The 19810-nt window shown below is 73.4% G+C and carries 21 protein-coding genes; 4 read left to right on the forward strand and 17 right to left on the reverse strand.

Annotation, left to right across the window (positions count from 1 at the left end; translation table 11 throughout):
* Positions 1-89 precede the first annotated feature (89 nt).
* Entirely contained in the window at positions 90-1037 is a 948-nt protein-coding gene (locus tag ACZ407_RS10715; protein ID WP_468127307.1) for a LysR family transcriptional regulator, read from the reverse strand.
* Between the two features lie 70 nt (positions 1038-1107).
* Between ACZ407_RS10715 and ACZ407_RS10720 the strand changes: the two genes are divergently transcribed.
* Positions 1108-2277 carry a TDT family transporter gene (locus tag ACZ407_RS10720; protein WP_468127308.1) on the forward strand — a complete coding sequence of 390 codons (1170 nt, stop codon included), beginning with the start codon at positions 1108-1110 and terminating at the stop codon, positions 2275-2277.
* A gap of 1 nt (position 2278) precedes the next feature.
* Here ACZ407_RS10720 and ACZ407_RS10725 read toward each other — a convergent pair whose 3' ends face one another.
* The 3 genes from ACZ407_RS10725 to ACZ407_RS10735 form a co-directional block, all read right to left on the reverse strand.
* Positions 2279-2470 (reverse strand): hypothetical protein, encoded by a 192-nt coding sequence (locus ACZ407_RS10725; protein WP_468127310.1) that lies wholly within the window; start codon positions 2468-2470, stop codon positions 2279-2281.
* Positions 2471-2610: 140 nt separating this feature from the next.
* Positions 2611-3333, reverse strand: coding sequence for a helical backbone metal receptor (locus ACZ407_RS10730; protein ID WP_468127311.1), 723 nt, complete (start codon positions 3331-3333; stop codon positions 2611-2613).
* A complete protein-coding gene (locus ACZ407_RS10735; protein ID WP_468127313.1) occupies positions 3333-3989 on the reverse strand; it encodes a helix-turn-helix domain-containing protein in 657 nt (218 codons plus the stop codon). The genes ACZ407_RS10730 and ACZ407_RS10735 overlap by 1 nt, the downstream gene beginning before the upstream one ends.
* Positions 3990-4165: 176 nt before the next feature.
* On the opposite strand from ACZ407_RS10735, the gene ACZ407_RS10740 reads away from it, so the two are divergent.
* From ACZ407_RS10740 to ACZ407_RS10750, 3 genes are all read left to right on the forward strand, one after another.
* Positions 4166-5071, forward strand: a complete 906-nt coding sequence (locus tag ACZ407_RS10740; protein WP_468127582.1) for a 5'-3' exonuclease — start codon at positions 4166-4168, stop codon at positions 5069-5071.
* Positions 5072-5141: 70 nt separating this feature from the next.
* On the forward strand, positions 5142-5984 hold the full coding sequence (locus ACZ407_RS10745; protein WP_468127314.1) for a siderophore-interacting protein: 843 nt from the start codon (positions 5142-5144) through the stop codon (positions 5982-5984).
* Positions 5985-6032: 48 nt separating this feature from the next.
* The gene (locus ACZ407_RS10750) at positions 6033-6977 is read left to right on the forward strand and encodes an RluA family pseudouridine synthase (RefSeq protein WP_468127315.1); all 945 of its coding nucleotides are present in this window, start codon (positions 6033-6035) and stop codon (positions 6975-6977) included.
* An 18-nt stretch (positions 6978-6995) separates the two neighbouring features.
* Here the strand turns inward: ACZ407_RS10750 and ACZ407_RS10755 are convergent, their stop codons facing one another.
* From ACZ407_RS10755 to ACZ407_RS10815, 13 genes are all read right to left on the reverse strand, one after another.
* The gene (locus ACZ407_RS10755) at positions 6996-7667 is read right to left on the reverse strand and encodes a TetR/AcrR family transcriptional regulator (protein WP_468127317.1); all 672 of its coding nucleotides are present in this window, start codon (positions 7665-7667) and stop codon (positions 6996-6998) included.
* Positions 7668-7781: 114 nt separating this feature from the next.
* Positions 7782-10619, reverse strand: coding sequence for a DEAD/DEAH box helicase (locus ACZ407_RS10760; RefSeq protein ID WP_468127318.1), 2838 nt, complete (start codon positions 10617-10619; stop codon positions 7782-7784).
* A gap of 45 nt (positions 10620-10664) precedes the next feature.
* Positions 10665-11558, reverse strand: a complete 894-nt coding sequence (locus ACZ407_RS10765; protein WP_468127319.1) for a diacylglycerol kinase — start codon at positions 11556-11558, stop codon at positions 10665-10667.
* Positions 11559-11575: 17 nt separating this feature from the next.
* Entirely contained in the window at positions 11576-12532 is a 957-nt protein-coding gene (gene tatC, locus ACZ407_RS10770) for a twin-arginine translocase subunit TatC (RefSeq protein ID WP_468127321.1), read from the reverse strand.
* A 55-nt stretch (positions 12533-12587) separates the two neighbouring features.
* Complete coding sequence (tatA, locus tag ACZ407_RS10775) at positions 12588-12866, reverse strand: Sec-independent protein translocase subunit TatA (protein ID WP_468127323.1); 279 nt, start codon at positions 12864-12866, stop codon at positions 12588-12590.
* Between the two features lie 127 nt (positions 12867-12993).
* A complete protein-coding gene (locus ACZ407_RS10780) occupies positions 12994-13209 on the reverse strand; it encodes a hypothetical protein (RefSeq protein ID WP_468127325.1) in 216 nt (71 codons plus the stop codon).
* A gap of 10 nt (positions 13210-13219) precedes the next feature.
* Entirely contained in the window at positions 13220-13477 is a 258-nt protein-coding gene (locus tag ACZ407_RS10785; RefSeq protein WP_468127327.1) for a hypothetical protein, read from the reverse strand.
* 13 nt (positions 13478-13490) lie between these two features.
* Positions 13491-14495 (reverse strand): helix-turn-helix transcriptional regulator, encoded by a 1005-nt coding sequence (locus ACZ407_RS10790; protein ID WP_468127328.1) that lies wholly within the window; start codon positions 14493-14495, stop codon positions 13491-13493.
* A 17-nt stretch (positions 14496-14512) separates the two neighbouring features.
* Positions 14513-15469 carry a helix-turn-helix transcriptional regulator gene (locus ACZ407_RS10795; protein WP_468127330.1) on the reverse strand — a complete coding sequence of 319 codons (957 nt, stop codon included), beginning with the start codon at positions 15467-15469 and terminating at the stop codon, positions 14513-14515.
* Between the two features lie 124 nt (positions 15470-15593).
* The gene (locus tag ACZ407_RS10800; protein WP_468127332.1) at positions 15594-15971 is read right to left on the reverse strand and encodes an FKBP-type peptidyl-prolyl cis-trans isomerase; all 378 of its coding nucleotides are present in this window, start codon (positions 15969-15971) and stop codon (positions 15594-15596) included.
* A gap of 40 nt (positions 15972-16011) precedes the next feature.
* Entirely contained in the window at positions 16012-16950 is a 939-nt protein-coding gene (locus ACZ407_RS10805; protein WP_468127334.1) for an FKBP-type peptidyl-prolyl cis-trans isomerase, read from the reverse strand.
* A 126-nt stretch (positions 16951-17076) separates the two neighbouring features.
* Positions 17077-18438, reverse strand: a complete 1362-nt coding sequence (gene pafA, locus ACZ407_RS10810; RefSeq protein ID WP_468127336.1) for a Pup--protein ligase — start codon at positions 18436-18438, stop codon at positions 17077-17079.
* Between the two features lie 81 nt (positions 18439-18519).
* Positions 18520-19791 carry an MFS transporter gene (locus ACZ407_RS10815; protein WP_468127338.1) on the reverse strand — a complete coding sequence of 424 codons (1272 nt, stop codon included), beginning with the start codon at positions 19789-19791 and terminating at the stop codon, positions 18520-18522.
* Positions 19792-19810 lie beyond the last annotated feature (19 nt).

A 19810-nucleotide genomic window follows, 5' to 3' on the forward strand; every position in this document is an offset into this window, starting at 1 on the left:
TCCCCACCCGGCAGGCCCACCCCCACCGGCCCGGCCGCCCCGCCCACCCGGCGGAGCGGCCGGGCCGACCCCGCCGCAGGACGGCCGGCTCAGCCGGCCAACCGCGTCAGCGACAGCAGGTCCCGCGCCGGCCCCGCCGGCCGCGCACCGGAGGGCCACACCGCGCGCAGGGCCCGCCGCAGCGGCGCCCCCGCCACCGGTACGGCGACCAGCTGCCGGGCGGCCAGCTCCGCACCGAGCGCCAGTTCGCTCAGCACGCACGGCCCCGCCCCGCTGACCGCGGCCGCCTTCACCGCGGTGGTCGAGGCCAGTTCCAACAGCGGCGCCGCCAGCCCCCCGTGCGCGGCGAGGGCCGCGTCCAGGACCTGCCGGGTGCCCGAGCCGCGCTCGCGCAGGATGAGCGGGGTGGCCGCCAGCTCCCCCGCCGGCAGCTCCGCCCGCCGCCGGGCCCAGGGGTGCCCGGGCGCCACCGCCACCACCAGCCGGTCGTGCGCGATCACGGCCGAGTCCAGCCCGTCGGGCACCGTCAGCCCCTCCACGAAGCCGAGGTCGTCCTCGTGGGCGAGGACCCGTTCGGCCACCGTGGCCGAGTTCCCGGCGTGCAGCGAGACCGCCGTGCCCGGCCGCTCGGCGCGCAGGGCCACCAGCCAGCCCGGCAGCAGGTACTCGGCGATGGTCATGCTGGCCGCCACCCGCAGCCGCGAGTCCCGGCGGCCGCGCAGCGCCTGGGCCGCCGCGTCGAAGGCCTCGGCCGCCTCGACCACCGCCCGCGCCCAGTCCGTGACCAGGGCGCCTTCGGCGGTCAGGGTGGAGCCGCGCGGGGACCGGTCCACGAGACCCACGCCGAGCCGGACCTCCAGGGCGCGGATCCGGGCGCTGGCCGCGGGCTGGGTGATGCCCAGCTGACGGGCCGCCGCCCCCAGGCTGCCCAGGCGGGCCACCGCGAGCAGCAGCTCCAGGGCGCCCAGGTCGGGCACCCGGTGGGCCAGCGGGACGTCCGGGGCGGGATCGTGCGGACCCTTCGGGATGTTGCTCATAAATCCAGTTTATGGGGCCATAGGAAGAACGGTTCTACTGGCGGGTTCCGCCGCGGCGCACGCTGGGGCCATGTCCTCCCTCACAGACCTCCGACCCGGCACCCGCTTCGCCCGTACCACCGCCCAGGGCCCCGCCCGCCGCCTCCCGGCGCTGCGCCACCTGGGCCCCAACTGGTACGCCTCCGTCATGGGCACGGCGATCATCGCCAACGCGGGTGCCGCCCTCCCGGTCCAGCTGCCGGGACAGCGGGTGGTCTGCCAGCTCGTCTGGGCGCTGTCCGCGCTCGCCCTCGCCGTGCTCCTCACCGCCCGCGCCGGCCACTGGCTGCACCACCGCGACCAGGCCCGCGCGCACCTCATGGACCCCGCCGTGGCCCCCTTCTACGGCTGCCTCTCGATGGCCCTGCTCGCGGTCGGCGCCGGCACCGTCATCGTCGGCAAGGACCTGATCGGCCTCCCGGCCGCCGTGGCCGTGGACACCGTGCTGTTCACCGCCGGCACCGCCATCGGCCTGACCGCCGCCGTGGCCGTACCCTTCCTGATGGTCACCCGGCACCAGGTCGCCCCGGGCTCCGCCACCCCCGTGTGGCTGCTGCCCGTGGTCGCCCCCATGGTCTCGGCCGCGGTCGGCCCCCTGCTCATCCCCCACCTGGCCGCCGGCCAGGCCCGCGAGAGCCTCCTGCTGGCCTGCTACGCCATGTACGGGATCAGCCTGCTGGCCACCCTGCTGATGCTGCCCCTGATCTTCGGCCGGCTGCTGACCGGCGACCCCCTGCCCCTGCCCCTGACCCCCACCCTGTTCCTGGTGCTGGGTCCCCTGGGCCAGTCGGTCACCGCCGTCAACCAGCTCGCCGACCAGGCCGCCGGCACCGTGGACAGCGGGTACGCGGACGCCCTCGGCGGCTTCGCGGTGGTCTACGGGGTGCCCGTGATCGGCTTCGCCCTGCTGTGGCTGGCCCTGGCCGTGTCCATGGTGGTTCGCGCCGCCCGCTCCGGGATGGGCTTCGCCATGACCTGGTGGGCCTTCACCTTCCCCGTCGGCACCTGCGTCACCGGCGCCGAGGGCCTGGCCCGGCACACCGGCCTGATCGCCTTCGAGTGGCTGGCCACCGCGCTGTTCGCGGTCCTGGTGGCCGCCTGGCTCACCGCCGCCTTCCACACCCTGCGCGGCCTGGCCGCCGGGCGCCTGCTCGCGGCCCCCGCCCCCGCCTGCGCCGTTCCCGCCGGAGCGCGCGGCTGACCTACTTCTCCGTACGGTCCGCTGCGGCCGTGCCTCGCGGAGCCGGCTCCAGGTTCCACGCCTCGTGGGGGACTCCCCGCAGCGTGGCCGACGGGGCCGGCTCCTCCGGCTGCGGCTCCCGGTCGGGGGCGGCGCAGGCACCGGCCAGCAGCACGGCCCCGAGGACCAGGGCGGAACATCGTACGGAACGCATGTGCGCAGCGTACGCGGCCCGGCCTGCCGCGCTGCAGCCGGTCCTCGGGCCCGGCGCACTGCGGCCGGTGCCGCCCGGCCGGTGCCGCCCGGCCGGCGGCGCCCGTCGCGCCGCGCCACCGTCCAGCCCGCCGCCCAAGCTCAGCCCGCCGGCTCCAGCGCCGCCCGCAGGGCCTCGCCCAGGACCGCCGGGGCCTCCCGCAGCGAGGGCCCGTACCAGGTCAGGTGGCGTCCGCTGACGAGGGCGGCGGGCAGGCCCGGGAAGGCCTCCGGCCCGTCGCCGGCCGAGAAGGCGTACGGCTCGTCCGGCAGCACCACCAGGTCGCAGCCGCGCGCGGCCCCGTCCGCCGGCACCCGCGGATACCGCTCGGCATGGTCCGCGTACGCGTTGCGGACGCCCAGCCGGGCCAGCAGGTCGCCGGCGAAGGTGTCCCGGCCGAGCACCATCCACGGCCGCCGCCACACCGGCACCACCGCCGTCCACCGCCCGGCCGGGCGCACCGCGGCCCAGGCGGCCTCCGCCTCGTCCAGCCAGCGGGGCCGCGCCAGCCCGCAGCCCGCCACCAGGACCCGGTCCAGTTCGCGGAAGGCCTGCGGGAGGTCGCGGATCTCGGTCACGAGCACCCGCAGCCCGGCGGCGCGCAGGGCGTCCAGGTCGGGCGCCCGGTTCTCCTCCTCGTTCGCGATCACGAGGTCGGGCCGCAGGGCGGTGATCGCGGCCGGGTCCGGGTTCTTGGTGCCGCCGATCCGCGCGACCGCGAGGTCCGCGGGATGGCTGCACCAGTCGGTGGCCCCGACGAGCAGCCCCGGGGCGGTCTCGGCGACCGCCTCGGTCAGCGAGGGCACCAGGGAGACGACCCGCATCAGCGGCCCGGGGGTTCGGCGGTGGCCTCGATGTGGTCGCCGACCGCGACCACCAGGATCCGGGTGTCCTCGGTCGCCGCCCGCCACCGGTGGCGCACCCCGCCCGAGAGGAACAGCGCGTCCCCGCTCTCCAGCCGGTAGGCCCGCCCCTCCGCCTCGACCTGGCAGGCCCCGGAGACCACGTACATCAGCTCGTCGTTGCGGTGCTGGTACTCCCGGCCCGCGTCCTGCTCGCCGGTGAACTCCAGCGCGTGCAGCTGGTGGTGCCCGCGGACCAGCGGGCGCACCCCGGCCGCGGGCTCCAGCCCGGAGGTGTCGTCGGCGCGCACCAGGTCGACGGTCCGGGTGCTGTCGGAGGCGGCCAGCAGTTCGACCGCGGTGGTCTCCAGTGCATCGGCCACGCGCTCCAGGGAGCGCATGCTCGGCCGGGCCCGCTCGTTCTCTATCTGGCTGAGGAAGGGGACCGACAGGCCGCTGCGCGCCGACACCGCAGCCAGCGTGAGCTGGAGCGCGCGCCGCCGCTTGCGTACGGCCACTCCGACCCGGAGCGGCTCCTTGGCGTCCTTCTCGCGGTCTTTTTCCTTGTCGTCCCGGTCGTCCCGGTCGTCCCGGGAGTCCCTGTCGTCCCTGGCGCGGTTGCCGTCCGTGTGGTCCATGGCGGGGCTGCCCTCCCCTTGTCCCGGCACATCGGTGTGCTGTAAGCACCTTACGCAGCTTCGGTCCCAGGTTTCGCGCCCACGGCCCAGCCGGTCTACGCCGCCGGTGAACGAACGTGCCCGTACGGTCACTGTCGGTGGGGTGCGGCATCATCCTGGGTGTGACCCGACGCCTGATGCTCCTCGACACCGCTTCCCTCTACTACCGCGCGTACTTCGGTGTGCCGGACTCGGTCCGGGCCCCCGACGGGACCCCGGTCAACGCCGTGCGCGGGCTGCTCGACTTCATCGCCCGGCTGGTCCAGGACCACCGGCCGGACGACCTCGTGGCCTGCATGGACGCCGACTGGCGGCCGCACTGGCGGGTGGAGCTGATCCCGACGTACAAGGCGCACCGGGTGGCCGTGGAGATCCCGGCGGGGCCGGACGAGGAGGAGACCCCCGACACCCTGCTCCCGCAGATCCCGGTGATCGAGGCGGTGCTCGACGCGTTCGGCATCGCCCGGGTGGGCGCGGCTTCGTACGAGGCGGACGACGTGATCGGCACCCTGGCCGGGCGGGCCGCGGGCCCGGTGGACATCGTGACCGGCGACCGCGACCTCTACCAGCTGGTCGACGACGCCCGCGGGATCCGCGTGCTCTACCCGCTCAAGGGGGTGGGCACCCTCCAGCTGACGGACGAGGCGGTGCTGCGCGAGAAGTACGGGGTGGACGGCCCGGGGTACGCGGATCTGGCGCTGCTGCGCGGGGACCCGAGCGACGGCCTGCCGGGCGTCCCGGGGATCGGGGAGAAGACCGCCGCGAAACTGCTGGAGGCGTACGGGAGCCTGGCAGGGATCATGGCCGCGGTGGACGACCCGGCCTCGAAGCTGACCCCTTCGCAGCGCAAGAAGCTCGACGGGGCCCGGCCGTACGTCGCGGTGGCCCCGAAGGTGGTCAAGGTGGCCTCGGACGTGCCGCTGCCGGCCTTCGACCCGGCGCTGCCCGCCGCGCCCGCGGACCCGGAGGCCCTCGAAGCGCTCGCCCAGCGCTGGGGGCTGGGTGGAGCCGTTGGCCGGCTGCTCTCCACTCTCCAGCGCTGAAGTGTTAACTTAGGCAAGCCTAAGTCGTCCGGCGCCTGCCGGAGCGCATCCAGGGGATCAGGGGAGAACCGTGGCAGAAGCACCAGCCCGCAAGGTCGGCACTGCGCGCGTCGTGCGCACCGAGCGGCTGACAGAGCACATGGTGCGGCTCATCCTGGGCGGGGAGGAGCTGGCCGGCTTCGGCGCGGGCGAGTTCACCGACCACTACATCAAGATCCTCTTCGCGGCGGAGGGCGCCACGTACCAGGAGCCCTGGGACCTGGAGCAGATCCGCGCCGCCCACCCCCGCGAGGAGTGGCCGCGCAACCGCGCGTACACGGTGCGCAGCTGGGACCCGGAGCACCTGGAGATGACCGTCGACTTCGTGGTGCACGGGGACGAGGGCGTCGGCGGCCCCTGGGCGGCCTCGGTCCGGCCCGGCGAGCGGGTGTACTTCCTCGGCCCCGGCGGCGCGTACGCCCCCGACCCGGCCGCCGACTGGCACCTGCTGGCCGGTGACGAGAGCGCCCTGCCCGCGATCGCCGCCTCGCTGGAGCGGATCCCGGCCGGGGCGACCGTGCACGCCTTCATCGAGGTCCCGGGCCCCGAGGACGAGCTGAAGATCATCACGGCCGACGGGGTCACCCCGGTGTGGCTGCACCGCGGGGACCGCCCCGTCGGCGAACTGCTGGTGCAGGCCGTGACCGCCCTCGCCTTCCCGGCCGGCACCCCGCAGGTGTTCGTCCACGGCGAGGCCGGCTTCGTCAAGGAGCTCCGCCGGCACCTGCGCATCGACCGGGCCGTGCCCCGCGAGCAGCTGTCCATCTCCGGCTACTGGCGCCTGGGCCAGACCGACGAGGGCTGGCGCGCGATCAAGCGCGACTGGAACGCGCAGGTCGAGGCCGAGCAGGAGCAGTCCGGCTCCGCCGCCTGACCCGACGGGAACCGCGGTCCGCGCCGCGGCGGCACGTAGGGTGGGGCGGTGCGACGCCGCCCCACTCCCCCGCCCTCGCCCCTCCCCCAGCGGGACGGGATCGACCCCGTGCGCCTGCGGCTGCCCGCGGACGGCACCTGGGAGACCCTGGGCGCCTTCCTCCGCGAGCGGTACGCGGGCGGGGCCGGGGCGGACGCGGTCGCCGCGCTGCTCTCCTCCGGCGGGATCGTCGGCGCCGACGGCCGCCCCCGCGCGGCCGGGGACCCGTACGAGCCCGGCGCGTTCGTCTGGTTCCACCGCGAGCTGCCGCCCGAGCCGCCGGTGCCCTTCGCCGTCACCGTCGTCCACCGGGACGAGCACCTGGTCGTGGCCGACAAACCGCATTTCCTCGCCACCACCCCGCGCGGCACCCACGTCGCCGAGACGGTCCTCGCCCGGCTGCGCCGCGACCTCGGGCTGCCCGCCCTCAGCCCGGCGCACCGGCTGGACCGGCTGACCGCCGGGCTGGTGATGTTCACGGTGCGGCCCGAGGACCGGGGCGCGTACCAGAAGCTGTTCCAGGCCAAGGAGATCCGCAAGGAGTACGAGGCCGTCGCCCGCCACGACCCGGAGCTGGCGGCCACCCTGCCGCGCACCGTCCGCAGCCGCATCGAGAAGGTCCGCGGGGTGATGGCGGCGGCCGAGGTCCCCGGCCCGGCCAACGCCGAGAGCCGCATCGAACTCCTCGCCCACCGCGGCGGCCTGGGCCGCTACCGGCTGCTCCCGCAGACCGGCCGCACCCACCAGCTGCGCGTGCACATGAACGCGCTCGGCGTCCCGATCCTCGGGGACCCGGTCTACCCCGAGGTCACCGACCCGGCCCCCGACGACTACCGCGACCCGCTGCAACTGCTCGCCCGGAGCCTGGAGTTCACCGACCCCGTCACCGGCCGCGCCCACCGCTTCGAAAGCACCCGCACCCTGGCCGCCTGGCCCCCTCGGGACACTCCGTAGCCCCGTCCCCGCCCGACCCTACGCCGGCGAGGGGTCCCCGGCCGCAGCCCGCTCCCGGCCCGCCGGCACCCCCGCGATCCGCAGCGCCGCGTCGGCGGTGGCCTCCGCGAACCGGACCGGTTCGCGCGGCGGATCCGCGTCGTGGACCAGGATCACGCCCTCGATCAGCCCGAACACCAGGTCCCCGCGGAGCTCCAGTTCGGAAGCCGGCAGGCCGGCTGCGGCCCCGGTGCGGGCCAGCAGCCTGCAGTAGGAGTCCTTCAGCTCCCGGTGCATCCGCCGGAATCCGGCGAACCGCTCGCTGCGCACCTCCGGCAGCAGGTACAGCGCCCCGAGGTTGTGCGGCCCCCCGCACAGCAGCAGCACATCGGAGCGGCACAGCTCCCACAGCCGGGTCTCGGCGGCGCGGTCCCCCTCCGCGAGCAGCCGCCGGGCCAACCGGAGGGAGGGGGCGACCGTCGACTCCAGGAGCTCGGCGAGGAGTTCCTCCTTGCCGCCGAAGTAGTGGTACATCGTGGCCTGCCGCATGCCGGCCCGTTCCGCCACCGCCCGGGTGGTGGTGGCCGCGTATCCGCGGACCGTGAACAGCTCGGCGGCCGCCACGAGGAGTTCCTGACGGGGCGGCAGCCCGCTCTGCGGCTGCCTCCGCTGCGCCCGCGGGCGCCCCACCCGGCGACCTGTCGTACTCATGGCCGGATCCTCGCACAGCGCGGCCGGATTCGATCATGCGTGCAGACCACATCAGAGCCGCCCCTGCTTCGGAGGAAGCTCCGAAGCAGGGGCGGCCGGGAGAGAAGGCGCGGGCTAGCCCACCGAGCTGTAGGCCACCACCCCGCGGAGCAGGGCGTCCACGGCCTTGCGCGCGTTGCGCGCCACCGTGCTGCCGCCCTCACCGGCGGCCGGAGCGGCCGCCGCGATCTGCCCGAGCACGTCGATGACCTGCTTGCACCAGCGGACGAAGTCCCCGGCCGGCATCTCCGCCTCGCGCAGCACCTCGTCCAGGCTCTTGTCCGAAGCCCACTGGTAGGCCGCCCACGCGAAACCGAGGTCGGGCTCGCGCTGGCCCACGCCCTCGGCCTGGTTGATCCGGTGCTCCTCCTCCAGGGCGTCCAGCCGGCCCCAGATCCGCACCATCTCGCCGAGCGCCACCTTGGCCGCACCGCCCGGCACCTTGGGCGCCACCGCGTCGTCGGACTGCCGCGCCTCGAAGACGAGCGCGGAGACGCACGCGGCGAGCTCGGCGGGGTTCAGCCCCTCCCAGATGCCAGCTCGCAGGCACTCCGAGGCCAGCAGGTCCAGCTCCCCGTACAGCCGGGCCAGCCGCCTGCCGTGCTCGGTGACCTCGTCCTCGCGCAGGTAGTCCAGCTCGGTCAGCAGCGCGTGGATCCGGTCGAAGGTGCGCGCGATGGTGTTGGTGCGCCCCTCGATCCGGCGCTCCAGCTGCTTGGTGTCCCGCTGCAGCCGGTGGTAGCGCTCCGCCCAGCGCGCGTGGTCCTCGCGCTCGTCGCACCCGTGGCACGGGTGCGCCCGCAGCTCGGCCCGCAGCCGCGCGATCTGCCGGTCGTCGGCCGCCGCCGCCCGGCCCTTGCGGTGCCGGTCGGGCACGATGTGCCCGGCCTTGGTCCGCAGCGCCGACGCCAGGTCCCGCCGCGACTGCGGGGACTTGGGGTTGAACGACTTGGGGATCCGCATCCGCTCCAGCGCCTCCACCGGCACCGGGAAGTCGATCGAGGCCAGCCGCTTGACCTGCCGCTCCGCGGTCAGCACCAGCGGGCGCGGGCCCTCCTGGTACTCGAAGCCGCGGTGCCCGTTGACCCGCCCGGCCGGCACCCCCGGGTCCAGCACCAGCGCCAGGCCCGCGAACTTGCCCGTCGGCACGTGGATCACGTCGCCCGGCTTCAGCTTCTCCAGCGAGGCCGCCGCCTGCGCCCGGCGCTGCGCCGCGCCCTGCTTGGCGAGCTCCGTCTCCCGGTCCTTGAGGTCCCTGCGCAGCTGCGCGTACTCCTCGAAGTCGCCCAGGTGGCAGGTCATGCCCTCGCGGTAGCCCTGGAGGCCCTCCTCGTTGCGCTGGACCTGCCGGGAGATGCCCACCACCGACCGGTCCGCCTGGAACTGGGCGAACGAGGTCTCCAGCAGCTCCCGCGAGCGGTGCCGCCCGAACTGCTGCACCAGGTTCACGGCCATGTTGTACGAGGGCCGGAAGCTGGAGCGCAGCGGATACGTGCGCGTGCCCGCCAGGCCGGCGAGGGCGCCCGGGTCCATGCCCCGCTGCCACAGGACCACCGCGTGGCCCTCCACGTCGATGCCGCGCCGCCCGGCCCGCCCCGTCAGCTGCGTGTACTCACCGGGGGTGATGTCCGCGTGCTGCTCGCCGTTCCACTTGACCAGCTTCTCCAGGATCACCGTGCGGGCGGGCATGTTGATGCCCAGCGCGAGGGTCTCGGTGGCGAACACGGCCTTGACCAGGCCGCGTACGAACAGCTCCTCCACGACCTCCTTGAAGGTCGGCAGCATGCCGGCGTGGTGCGCGGCGATGCCCCGCTCCAGGCCCTCCAGCCACTCGAAGTAGCCCAGGACGTGCAGGTCCTCGGCCGGGATGGACGCGGTGCGCTCCTCGACGATCTCCCGCACCTTGAGCCGGGCCTCGTCGTCGTTCAACCGCTGCCCCGCGTACAGGCACTGCTGGACGGCGGCCTCGCAGCCGGCCCGGCTGAAGATGAAGGTGATCGCGGGCAGCAGCCCCTCGCTGTCGAGGCGCTCGATGACCTCGGGGCGGCCGGGGGTCCAGATCCGGCTGCGCGAGCGCCGCTCCCGCTCCCGGTCGGCCTCGCGGACCATCTTCCCGCGCCGCCGGTCCCGCGGGTTGTAGGTGCGGCTGTTCTCCATGCGCGCCATGCGCAGCAGGTCGGGGTTGACCTCGCGGCGGGCGGAGCCGCGGCCGCCGTGGTCGCTCTCCTCCTCGAAGAGGTCGTAGATCCGGCGCCCGGCCATGACGTGCTGCCACAGCGGGACCGGCCGCTCCTCGGAGACGATCACCTCGGTGTCCCCGCGGACGGTGTCCAGCCAGTCGCCGAACTCCTCGGCGTTGGAGACGGTCGCGGAGAGCGACACCAGGGTCACGGACTCGGGGAGGTGGATGATCACTTCCTCCCACACCGCCCCGCGGAACCGGTCGGAGAGGTAGTGCACCTCGTCCATCACCACGTAGCCCAGGCCCAGCAGCGACTGCGAGCCCGCGTACAGCATGTTCCGCAGCACCTCGGTGGTCATGACCACGATGGGCGCCTCGGAGTTGACGCTGTTGTCACCGGTCAGCAGGCCGACCTTGTCCGCGCCGTAGCGCTTGACCAGGTCGGCGTACTTCTGGTTCGAGAGCGCCTTGATGGGGGTGGTGTAGAAGCACTTGCGGCCCTGGGCCAGGGCCAGGTGCACGGCGAACTCGCCGACGATCGTCTTGCCCGAGCCGGTCGGCGCGGCCACGAGCACGCCCTTGCCGGCTTCCAGCGCCTTGCACGCCTCGATCTGGAACGGGTCCAGGCCGAATTCGTACATCTCGCGGAAGGGGGCCAGGGCAGTGGCCTCCTCGGCGGCGCGGATCCGGGCAGCGGCGTACCGCTCGGCGGGGGAGAGGTCCTCTGTCATCTTGTCTCCGAGCCTACCCGCCCCCTCTGACAGCGGGCGCGATCTTTATTGACCGGTCAGGACCCGTACCGCACCCGGCACGCACTCCGCGGTGACCGGCAGCGGACCCAGCGGTTCCCCGTCGGCGTACGCGGTGATCCCGGGCGCCTCCAGGGTCACCTTCGCGGCCCGGTGGACGGTCACCTGCGGATGACTGAGATGGGTACCCCGGTAGACGCGCGGGAACACCCGCAGCAGCGTGGCCCTGCTGCACGCCCCGACCACGGTGACGTCGAACAGCCCGTCGTCGGTCCGCGCCCCGGCGCAGATCTGCATGCCGCCGCCGTACGAGGAGCCGTTGCCGACGGCGACCAGGGTCGCCTCGGTCTCGATCACCGGCCCGTCGTCGAGCGTGATCCGGTACGGGAACGGCCGGAAGGCGGCCAGTTCGGCCAGGATCGCCAGGTCGTACTTGAAGCGGCCGGCCGGCAGCCGCATCCGGTTCCCGCGGTCGTTGACCCGGGAGTCGAAGCCGGAGCAGAGGACCGTCCCGTACCAGCGGCCGGCCGCCCGGCCGAGGTCCACCTCGCGGAAGTCGGCCCCCTTGAGGGCCCGGGCGGCCAGCCGCCCGGCCGCCGCAGGATCCCCGACGGGCAGCCCCATCGCGCGTGCAAAATCGTTTCCGGTGCCCACGGCCACCACACCCAGCGGCACCAGGGTCCCGGCGAGCGCCTGGAGCGCCAGCGAGACCATGCCGTCCCCGCCCACGGCGATCACGGCACCGGTCCCCTCCCGTACCGCCGTGCGCAGCCGGGCCAGCGCATCGGGGGCGTCGGTGCCGACGACCGTGCGCACCGTGTGGCCGGCCGAACGCAGAGCGGCCGCGGCCGGCTGCGCGGCGTGCGCGCCCCGGCCGCGGCCCGCCGCGGGATTGACGAAAAGGGTGATCTCTGCGGTCACCGCCCGGACACTACCGGTCAGGTGGCGTCGTCGTAACCGTTGATCCGGTTCCGGCCACCGTCGGCCTGCTCCGGCAGCGGCGAGGGTCCCCCGACCCGCTCGACTCCGCCGATGTCCGACGGGGTCAGGTCCAGGTCCGAGGCCTCGTCGTCGTCCAGGCCCGCGTCCGGGTTGTTCCGTACCCGCCGGCGGTCGTTCAGCCAGCAGATCGCGAGGGCGGCGAAGTACAGGGCCACGATCGGCCCGGCCAGCGCCAGCATCGTGAGCGGGTCGCCGGTGGGCGTCGCGAACGCCGCGAAGATCGTGATGCCGAGCACGAACCCGCGCCACCAGCCGCCCAGCCGCTTCGCGGAGAGCACCCCGGTGACGTTGAGCAGGATCAGCAGCAGCGGCAGCTCGAAGGCGAGGCCGAAGACCACGACCATGCGGGTCACCAGGTCGAGGTAGTCGTCGACCGGCAGCAGGTTGCGGGCGTTCTCGGGTGTGAACTCCAGCAGGATCTGGGCCGTCTGCGGGAGGATCTGGTACGCGAGGACCGCGCCGCCGAGGAACAGCGGGGCGCCGACCCCGACGAAGCTGATCGCGTACCGCTTCTCGTGCCCGTGCAGGCCCGGGGCCACGAAGGCCCACAGCTGGTACAGCCACACCGGCGCGGACAGCACCACACCGGCCGCGAGGGACACCTTCAGGGCGATCGAGAACGGCGCGATCAGGCCGTTCACCGTCATGTCGGCGCACGGCCGGCCGTTGACCTGCTTGACGACGCCCTGGGTGCAGCCGACGGAGTCCAGCATCGGCTTCAGCATGAAGTCGATGAGGTCCTTGTAGAAGAACGCGGCGGCGACCGTGATCACCAGGATCGCCAGGACCGACTTCAGCAGGCGGTTTCGCAGCTCACGCAGGTGCTCGGCGAGAGGCATCCGCCCCTCGGCGTCCTTCTCCTGCTTCTCCTGCTTGCGGGCAGACTTGAGCAACCCACGTCCCTCGTCTCGTGCAGTGGTCAACAGCGGGGTGGAGCGGGCAGCCGGGTCAGCCCTGCGTGGTGCGACCGGGCTCGCTCACCGGGCGGGCGCTGGTGACGTCGCCGGGCGCGGCCTGGATGGTCTTCGGGGCGGCCTGCGGCGCGGACTGCTCGGCGGGCGCGTCGGCCTGCTCGTCGTCCTTCTTCATGGCCTTGGCCTCGCTCTTGAGGATGCGGGCCGACTTGCCGAGGGAACGGGCCATCTCCGGAAGCTTCTTGGCGCCGAACAGCAGCAGGATGACAGCGATGATCAGAACGATCTCGAGGGGCTTCAGATTGCCGATCATGTGTGGCTTCCTTCTCACCGAGGCGGCTGGAGGTGGTGGCTGCGACCGCCCGGGCAGCAGCCCGCCGATCGCGTCTGCCAAGGATCGTAACCCGCGGGTGTGAACGCCCGGCAATCCCCCGGGGTCCTCACGATTGCGTACCGGCCGTCCGGATCGCGTCCCCGTGCCCGGCCAGAGCGGTGGCGGCATCCTCCAGTTCTCCTGCCGCCCGGGAGATCCGGTGGCTGGACTCGGCGACCTGGAGGGAGAGCCGCCGCACCTCCGCGAACACCCGCACCGCGGGCACCGCCAGCACGACCAGCCCGAGGAAGCCACACACGATTGCGATCATCGGCCACAGCATGGGACGCAGCCTAGACGCTCCGCAGCGTCCGGACGCCACCGCCCGTCAGCAGCTCGACGATCCGCTCCCCGGCCGGCTTGCGCACGGCCGCCCCGCACTCGGGGCAGGTGAACGAGTAGAACGTCGAGCGCCTGCTCCCGCCGATCGCCAGCCGCAGGGCGCCCGCCGACAGCTCGAACCGGGCCCGGCAGTCCGGGCAGGCCGCCTTGAACAGGACCTCCCCCACCACCGCGGACAGCCCCTGCTTCCCCGACTCTCCCCGCGTCATGCCCGCCGCCCCCTCAGCCCCGGACCTCTTGGCCTTCCTCCGCCCCCCGCGGCTGCGGCAGGTCGTACGCCTCCAGCGCCTCGCGGGCCGCTCTGGCGGCGCTGTCCGCCAGCTCCTGCGGGGCCACGATCCGCCCGTCCCGCCCCAGCCGCAGCGCCAGCCGGCGCAGCGAGGCCGGGTCCGGGGTGCGCAGCGTGATCCGCAGCCCCCCGTCCGGAAGCTCACGGGCGCTGTCGTGCGGGTAGTACTCGGCCACCCAGCGGCCGCCGGGCCCGACCTCGACCACGACCTCCGGGTCCTCGGCGGCCGGCTGCACCAGCCCTTCGGACAGGTCCCGCGGCTCGATCGCGGGCGGCTCGGCCCGCTCGTCGAGCAGCCGGATCTCGGCCACCCGGTCCAGCCGGAAGGTGCGCCGCGCCTCCGAGAGGTGGCACCACCCCTCCATGTACGTGTGCCCCACCGCGAACAGGCGGATCGGGTCCACGGTCCGCTCGGTCAGCTCGTCGCGCGCCGGGGAGTAGTAGCGCAGCCACAGCCGGCGCCGCTCCGAGATCGCCCGGTCGACGTCCGCGAAGACCCCGCCCTCGGACTCGAAGGTCACCGACAGCCGCGCGCTGGCTCCCGCCGCCTCGCCGGCCGCCGCCTCCAGCTTCGCCGTGGCCCGCAGCAGCGCGTCCCGGTCGCTCTCGCGCAGCCCCGGCAGGGTGGCCACCGCCCGGGCGGCCACGAGCAGCGCGGTCGCCTCGTCGGCGGCCAGCCGCAGCGGCTCCGCGGTGGACTCCCCCGAGGCGTCGGGATTGCGCCACCAGATGCGCTCCCCGTCGGTGTCGATGTCGAGCAGGTCCCCGCCGCGGAAACTGGTGCCGCACATCGGCAGCACGTCGAGGTCCGAGATCAGCTCGTCCTCGGTGATCCCGAACGCCCGCGCGACGTCCGCGATGTGCGCCCCGGGGCGCTCCCGCAGGTACGTCACGAGCGACAGCATCCGGCGGGTCTGGTCAATGGCATTCGCAGCCATGCTGGTACGCGTCCCCCTCAGCCCTTGGCCACGGCTCGCAGCCGGTCCACCACATCCGCCCGCAGGTCCGCGGGTTCCAGCACCACCACGTCCGGCCCGAACTCGACCAGCCAGGCGTCCAGTCCGTGCCCGTACGGGATCTCCAGCTCGTCCCAGCCGTCGCCGAGCTCCCGTACCGCGGTGGCCTTCGCCCGCAGCGGGTAGCCGGCCCCCGACCGCAGCCGGATCCGCGCCGAGCGGTCGGCCGTCTCCCCGGCCCAGCCCGCGACGGTCTCCCGCACGGTCACCACGTCCGGCACCTCGGCGGTGTAGGCCCCGGCCCGCGACTTCACCTTGCCGGTGATCCGCGAGAGCCGGAACACCCGCTCCGCCCCGCGCTCCCGGTCGAAACCGGCCAGGTACCACTGGCCGCGCCAGCACTCCAGGGCCCACGGCTCGACCTGCCGCTGCTCCGGCCGCGCCGCATTGGACTTGCGGTAGTCGAAGACCACCGGCCGCCGGTCCCGGCAGGCCAGCATGAGCGGCTCGAACGCGGCCTCGTGCACCGGGATCCGCGGCTCGATGACGCTGTGCTGGCCCTCGTACGGGTCCCCCGCCTCGGGCATGCCGGCCGCGCGCAGCTTCTGCAGGGCGCCGCTGGCCGCCCCGGCGAGGCGGGCCTGCTGCCACACCTTCGCCGCGAGGCCGAGCGCGGCGGCCTCCTCGGCGTCCAGGGAGACCGGGGGCAGCCGGTTGCGGTCGCGGCGGGCCAGGTAGCCCGTCTCCCCCTCGATGTTCTCCACCGTCTCGATGACGAGGCCCAGTTCCCGCAGGTCGTCCTTGTCCCGCTCGAACATGCGGTTGAAGGAGTCGTCGTTCGCGGCCTCCATGTACGCCTCGATGGACCCGCGCAGTTCGCGCTTGCTGAGCGGCCGCCGCGTCCCCAGCAGACACAGCGCCAGGTTCATCAGCCGCTCGGCCTTGGCAATCGCCATCGACGCCCTTCCCCGCATCCGTACACAGTCGTGACCGTTGACCGTACCGCTCCGGCGCGTCCCGGCAAAAGTGAGGGGCCCCTGCCGTCCGGCAGGGGCCCCTCACTGATCGCAGCTGTCCGGATCAGACGCCCATGAGGTCACAGACGAAGATCAGGGTCTCGCCCGGGGCGATCACGCCCGCACCCGCACCGCGGTCGCCGTAGGCGAGGTGGGCGGGGATGACCAGCTGGCGGCGGCCGCCGACCTTCATGCCCTGGATGCCGCGGTCCCAGCCGGTGATGACCTGGCCGGCGCCCAGCTTGAACTCGAGCGGGTTGCCGCGGTTCCAGGAGGCGTCGAACTCCTCGCCGGTGGAGAGGGCGACACCCACGTAGTGGACCTTGACGAAGTCGCCCGCCTTGGCCTCGGGGCCGTCGCCGACCCAGATGTCCTTGATCACGAGGTCGGCGGGGACGCCGTCCTCGTAGAAGTCGATCTCGGGCTTCTCCAGCTTGCTCACGAACAGCTCCTCAAACTAAAACAGGTCAACCGGCACAGTCTTACATCACGGCGAGGATGTCGAGCGCGAAGACCAGCGTCGACTTGGCGGGGATGGCCCCGTTCGCCTTGTCCCCGAAGCCCTCCGAGGGGGGCAGGACCAGCAGGACGCGGCTGCCGGCCTTCTTGCCCGCGATGCCGTTCTTGAGGCCCTTGACGGTCAGCTGGTCCAGCGGCCAGTTCACCGTGTTGCCCTGGGCGTAGGTGCTCTCGAAGAGCTTGTCGCCCTTCCAGATCTTGCCCACGTACTTCACCACGACGGTGTCGGTGGGCTTGACCACCGGGCCGTCGCCCTCGATCACGTAGTTCGAGACCAGCTTCGCCGGGGCCTCGCCCGCCGGCACCTTCAGCGAGGGCTCCTTGCCGTCGGTGTTCGTGCCGACCTGCGGCAGGGCCTTGTCCTCCTGCGGGACGGCCTTGCCCTTGGCGGAGACCGGGATGCTCTTCGCCTTCACGATGTCCACGACGAAGACCAGCGTCGCGTTCGGCTTGATCTTGTCGCCGGAACCGGTCGCTCCGTAGCCGAGGTCCGGCGGGATGACCAGCTCGACGCGGCTGCCGACCTTCTGGCCCTCCAGGCCCTGGTCCCAGCCCTTGATGACGCCGCCGGCGCCGATGGTCAGCTGGAACGGCTGGCCGCGGTCGAAGCTGTTGTCGAACGGCTCGGTGCCGTCCCAGGTCTGGCCGAGGTAGTTCACATCGGCCGCGTCGCCCTTCTTCAGCGCCGGCCCCTTGCCCTCGCTGAGGACCTCGACCTTCAGCTTCTTGGGCGGTTCGCCCTCCCCCTTGGCCAGGGTGGGCTTCTCTCCGAACTTTGCACCCGCGGTGATGGCGGGCACACCGTTCTTCATGGTGGCGGAGTCGGAGCCCTTGTCGTCACCACAGGCTGCTGTCGACAGCAGCAGGAGCGGGACGACCAGCAGGCCGGCAAGTCGGCGCACGTGTTCCTCAGATCTCAGACGGCACAACGGTCGCCGCCACTCTAAGGCGTAGCGAGGGCCCCGTACGAGAACCGTACGGGGCCCTGTGGTGCGCGACACGCGCCCGGGCCGCGGCCCGGCCCGGGGCTACATGCCCGCGATCAGCTTCTCCACCCGGTCGTCCACCGAGCGGAACGGGTCCTTGCACAGCACGGTGCGCTGCGCCTGGTCGTTGAGCTTCAGGTGCACCCAGTCGACGGTGAAGTCCCGGCGCTGCTCCTGCGCCCGCCGGATGAAGTCGCCCCGCAGCCGCGCCCGAGTGGTCTGCGGGGGCACCGACTTGCCCTCGAAGATCTTCAGGTCGTTGCAGACGCGGGCCGCCTGCCCCTTGCGCTCCAGCAGGTAGTACAGGCCCCGCCGGCGGTGGATGTCGTGGTACGCGAGGTCTATCTGCGCCACCCGCGGGTTCGACATGGTCATGTTGTGCTTGGCGCGGTACCGCTCGATGAGCTTGTACTTGATGACCCAGTCGATCTCGGTGCCGATCCGGTCCAGGTCCTCCTGCTCGACGGCGTCGAGGGTGCGGCCCCACAGCTCCAGGACCTGCGCCACGGTGCCGGTGCGGATGCCCCGGCGCTCGGCGAAGTCCACGGCCTTGTCGTAGTACTCCCGCTGGATCTCCAGCGCCGAGGCCTCCCGGCCGCTGGCCAGGCGCACCTTGCGCTGCCCCGTGATGTCGTGGCTGACCTCGCGGATCGCCCGGATCGGGTTCTCCAGGGTCAGGTCGCGCATCACGGTGCCCGCCTCGATCATGCGCAGCACCAGGTCGGTGGCCCCGACCTTCAGCAGCATGGTCGTCTCGGACATGTTGGAGTCGCCGACGATCACGTGCAGGCGCCGGTAGCGCTCCGCGTCCGCGTGCGGCTCGTCGCGGGTGTTGATGATGGGCCGCGACCGGGTGGTCGCGGAGCTGACGCCCTCCCAGATGTGCTCCGCCCGCTGGCTCACGCAGTAGACGGCGCCGCGCGGGGTCTGGAGCACCTTTCCGGCCCCGCAGATCAGCTGCCGGGTGACGAGGAACGGGATGAGGATGTCCGCGAGCCGCGAGAATTCCCCGTGCCGGGCCACCAGATAGTTCTCGTGGCAGCCGTACGAGTTGCCCGCGGAATCCGTGTTGTTCTTGAAGAGGTAGACGTCTCCCGCGATTCCCTCCTCGTGCAGACGGCGTTCGGCATCGACGAGCAGGCCTTCCAGAATGCGCTCGCCTGCTTTGTCGTGCGTGACCAGTTCCGTCACGTTGTCACATTCGGGAGTTGCGTATTCCGGATGTGAACCCACGTCAAGATACAGACGGGCGCCGTTCCGCAGGAAGACATTGCTGCTGCGGCCCCATGACACGACTCGGCGGAAGAGGTAGCGCGCCACTTCGTCAGGAGACAGTCGGCGCTGTCCCCTGAACGTGCACGTGACGCCGTACTCGTTCTCCAGCCCGAAAATGCGGCGGTCCATGACTGAACATTACGCCTTCTGCTGTGTTCTGAAACCGGGTTCGAGAGCGCCGTTCCGATCATTTTCCGATGAGTGCGCGGGCTAGTGCACCGAACCGGCCTCCGCCGGGGCCTCCGGAGCCGCCGCCGAGCCCGCCGGGGAGCCCTCCGCGGAGCCCGCCACGGGGATGCTGCGCCCGCCGGCCGCCAGCACCCGCTGAGTGGCCATCAGCACCAGCCAGGCGGCCACGCCCGCGGCCACCGCCACGCCGAAGCCGCGCACCGCGCCGCCGGACTCCACGGCCGGGCCCGCCAGCGCCGTGCCGATCGCCGCGCCCACCCCGAAGAAGGTCACCAGCCAGGAGAAGGCCTCCGTCACCGTGCCCCGGGGGGCGTGCCGGTCCACCACGATGAACGCGCACGCGATCGAGGGGGCCAGGAACACGCCGGCCAGCGCGGTCAGGCCGGTCATCGCCACCGGACCCGGCAGGAGCAGCAGCGGCAGGTAGCCCAGGCCCAGGAGCGCGACCAGGACCCGCAGCCGGTTCTCGGCCGGGCCGGTCCACTGCCGCGCCCCGTACGCCACGCCGCCGACCAGGGCGCCCAGGCCCAGGGCCGCCATCAGCCAGCCGTAGACCGTCTCGCCGCCGTTGCCGTCCGAGTACGCCATGGCCGCCACCGCGATCGAGCCCAGCGCCGCCCCCACGAAGAAGAACGCGCCGAGCAGGGCCAGCAGGCCCCGCGAGCGCAGGGCGCCCAGCCAGTGCGCCTCGCGCGGGGCCGACCGCCAGGTGCGGGAGGGCTCGGACACGACCACGGAGAGCGCACCGAGCACTCCGGCCGCGTTCAGGACCAGCAGGGCGACCTGCGGGGACCACAGGGACACGCACAGGGTCACCAGCAGCGGACCCACCGTGTACATGACCTCCTGGGCCACCGCGTCCAGGGCGTACGCCGCGTGCACCCGCTCCTCGCGGCCGCCGAGCACGCTCGGCCACAGCGCCCGCAGCCCGCCCTCCAGCGGCGGGGTGAAGAGACCCGCCACGACCACCGAGCCGTACGCCACCGGCGCCGAGCCGATGCCGGCCAGCGCGAGGCCGGTCATGCCCAGGGCCGACAGGACCGCCGCCGGGAGCTGCACCCGCGGCTGACCGTAGAGGTCCACAGCCCGGCCGAGCAGCGGCTGCCCCACCGCGTTCGCCACGCCGTACGCGGCCGCCAGCGCACCCGCCAGGCTGTAGCTGCCGCCCTCGCCGCGCACGAACAGGACGATGGCGATCGACGCGACGCCGTTGGGCAGCCGGCCGATCAGCGTGCCCGCCAGCAGCCGCGCGGCATGCCGGGTCCTGAGCAGTTCCGCGTATCCCGCGGCCATGTCCGCCCCTCTCCGCCCG

Source organism: Streptomyces sp. NPDC030809, from assembly GCF_055572195.1.

Coding starts and splice junctions, on each gene's coding strand:
- ACZ407_RS10740 (WP_468127582.1), top strand. CDS start 4,166: ATGCTCCTCGACACCGCTTCCCTCTACTACCGCGCGTACTTCGGTGTG.
- ACZ407_RS10815 (WP_468127338.1), bottom strand. CDS start 19,791: ATGGCCGCGGGATACGCGGAACTGCTCAGGACCCGGCATGCCGCGCGG.
- ACZ407_RS10780 (WP_468127325.1), bottom strand. CDS start 13,209: ATGCTGTGGCCGATGATCGCAATCGTGTGTGGCTTCCTCGGGCTGGTC.
- ACZ407_RS10785 (WP_468127327.1), bottom strand. CDS start 13,477: ATGACGCGGGGAGAGTCGGGGAAGCAGGGGCTGTCCGCGGTGGTGGGG.
- ACZ407_RS10735 (WP_468127313.1), bottom strand. CDS start 3,989: ATGGACCACACGGACGGCAACCGCGCCAGGGACGACAGGGACTCCCGG.
- ACZ407_RS10755 (WP_468127317.1), bottom strand. CDS start 7,667: ATGAGTACGACAGGTCGCCGGGTGGGGCGCCCGCGGGCGCAGCGGAGG.
- ACZ407_RS10790 (WP_468127328.1), bottom strand. CDS start 14,495: ATGGCTGCGAATGCCATTGACCAGACCCGCCGGATGCTGTCGCTCGTG.
- ACZ407_RS10715 (WP_468127307.1), bottom strand. CDS start 1,037: ATGAGCAACATCCCGAAGGGTCCGCACGATCCCGCCCCGGACGTCCCG.
- tatA (WP_468127323.1), bottom strand. CDS start 12,866: ATGATCGGCAATCTGAAGCCCCTCGAGATCGTTCTGATCATCGCTGTC.
- ACZ407_RS10720 (WP_468127308.1), top strand. CDS start 1,108: ATGTCCTCCCTCACAGACCTCCGACCCGGCACCCGCTTCGCCCGTACC.
- ACZ407_RS10730 (WP_468127311.1), bottom strand. CDS start 3,333: ATGCGGGTCGTCTCCCTGGTGCCCTCGCTGACCGAGGCGGTCGCCGAG.
- ACZ407_RS10760 (WP_468127318.1), bottom strand. CDS start 10,619: ATGACAGAGGACCTCTCCCCCGCCGAGCGGTACGCCGCTGCCCGGATC.
- ACZ407_RS10795 (WP_468127330.1), bottom strand. CDS start 15,469: ATGGCGATTGCCAAGGCCGAGCGGCTGATGAACCTGGCGCTGTGTCTG.
- ACZ407_RS10725 (WP_468127310.1), bottom strand. CDS start 2,470: ATGCGTTCCGTACGATGTTCCGCCCTGGTCCTCGGGGCCGTGCTGCTG.
- pafA (WP_468127336.1), bottom strand. CDS start 18,438: ATGGACCGCCGCATTTTCGGGCTGGAGAACGAGTACGGCGTCACGTGC.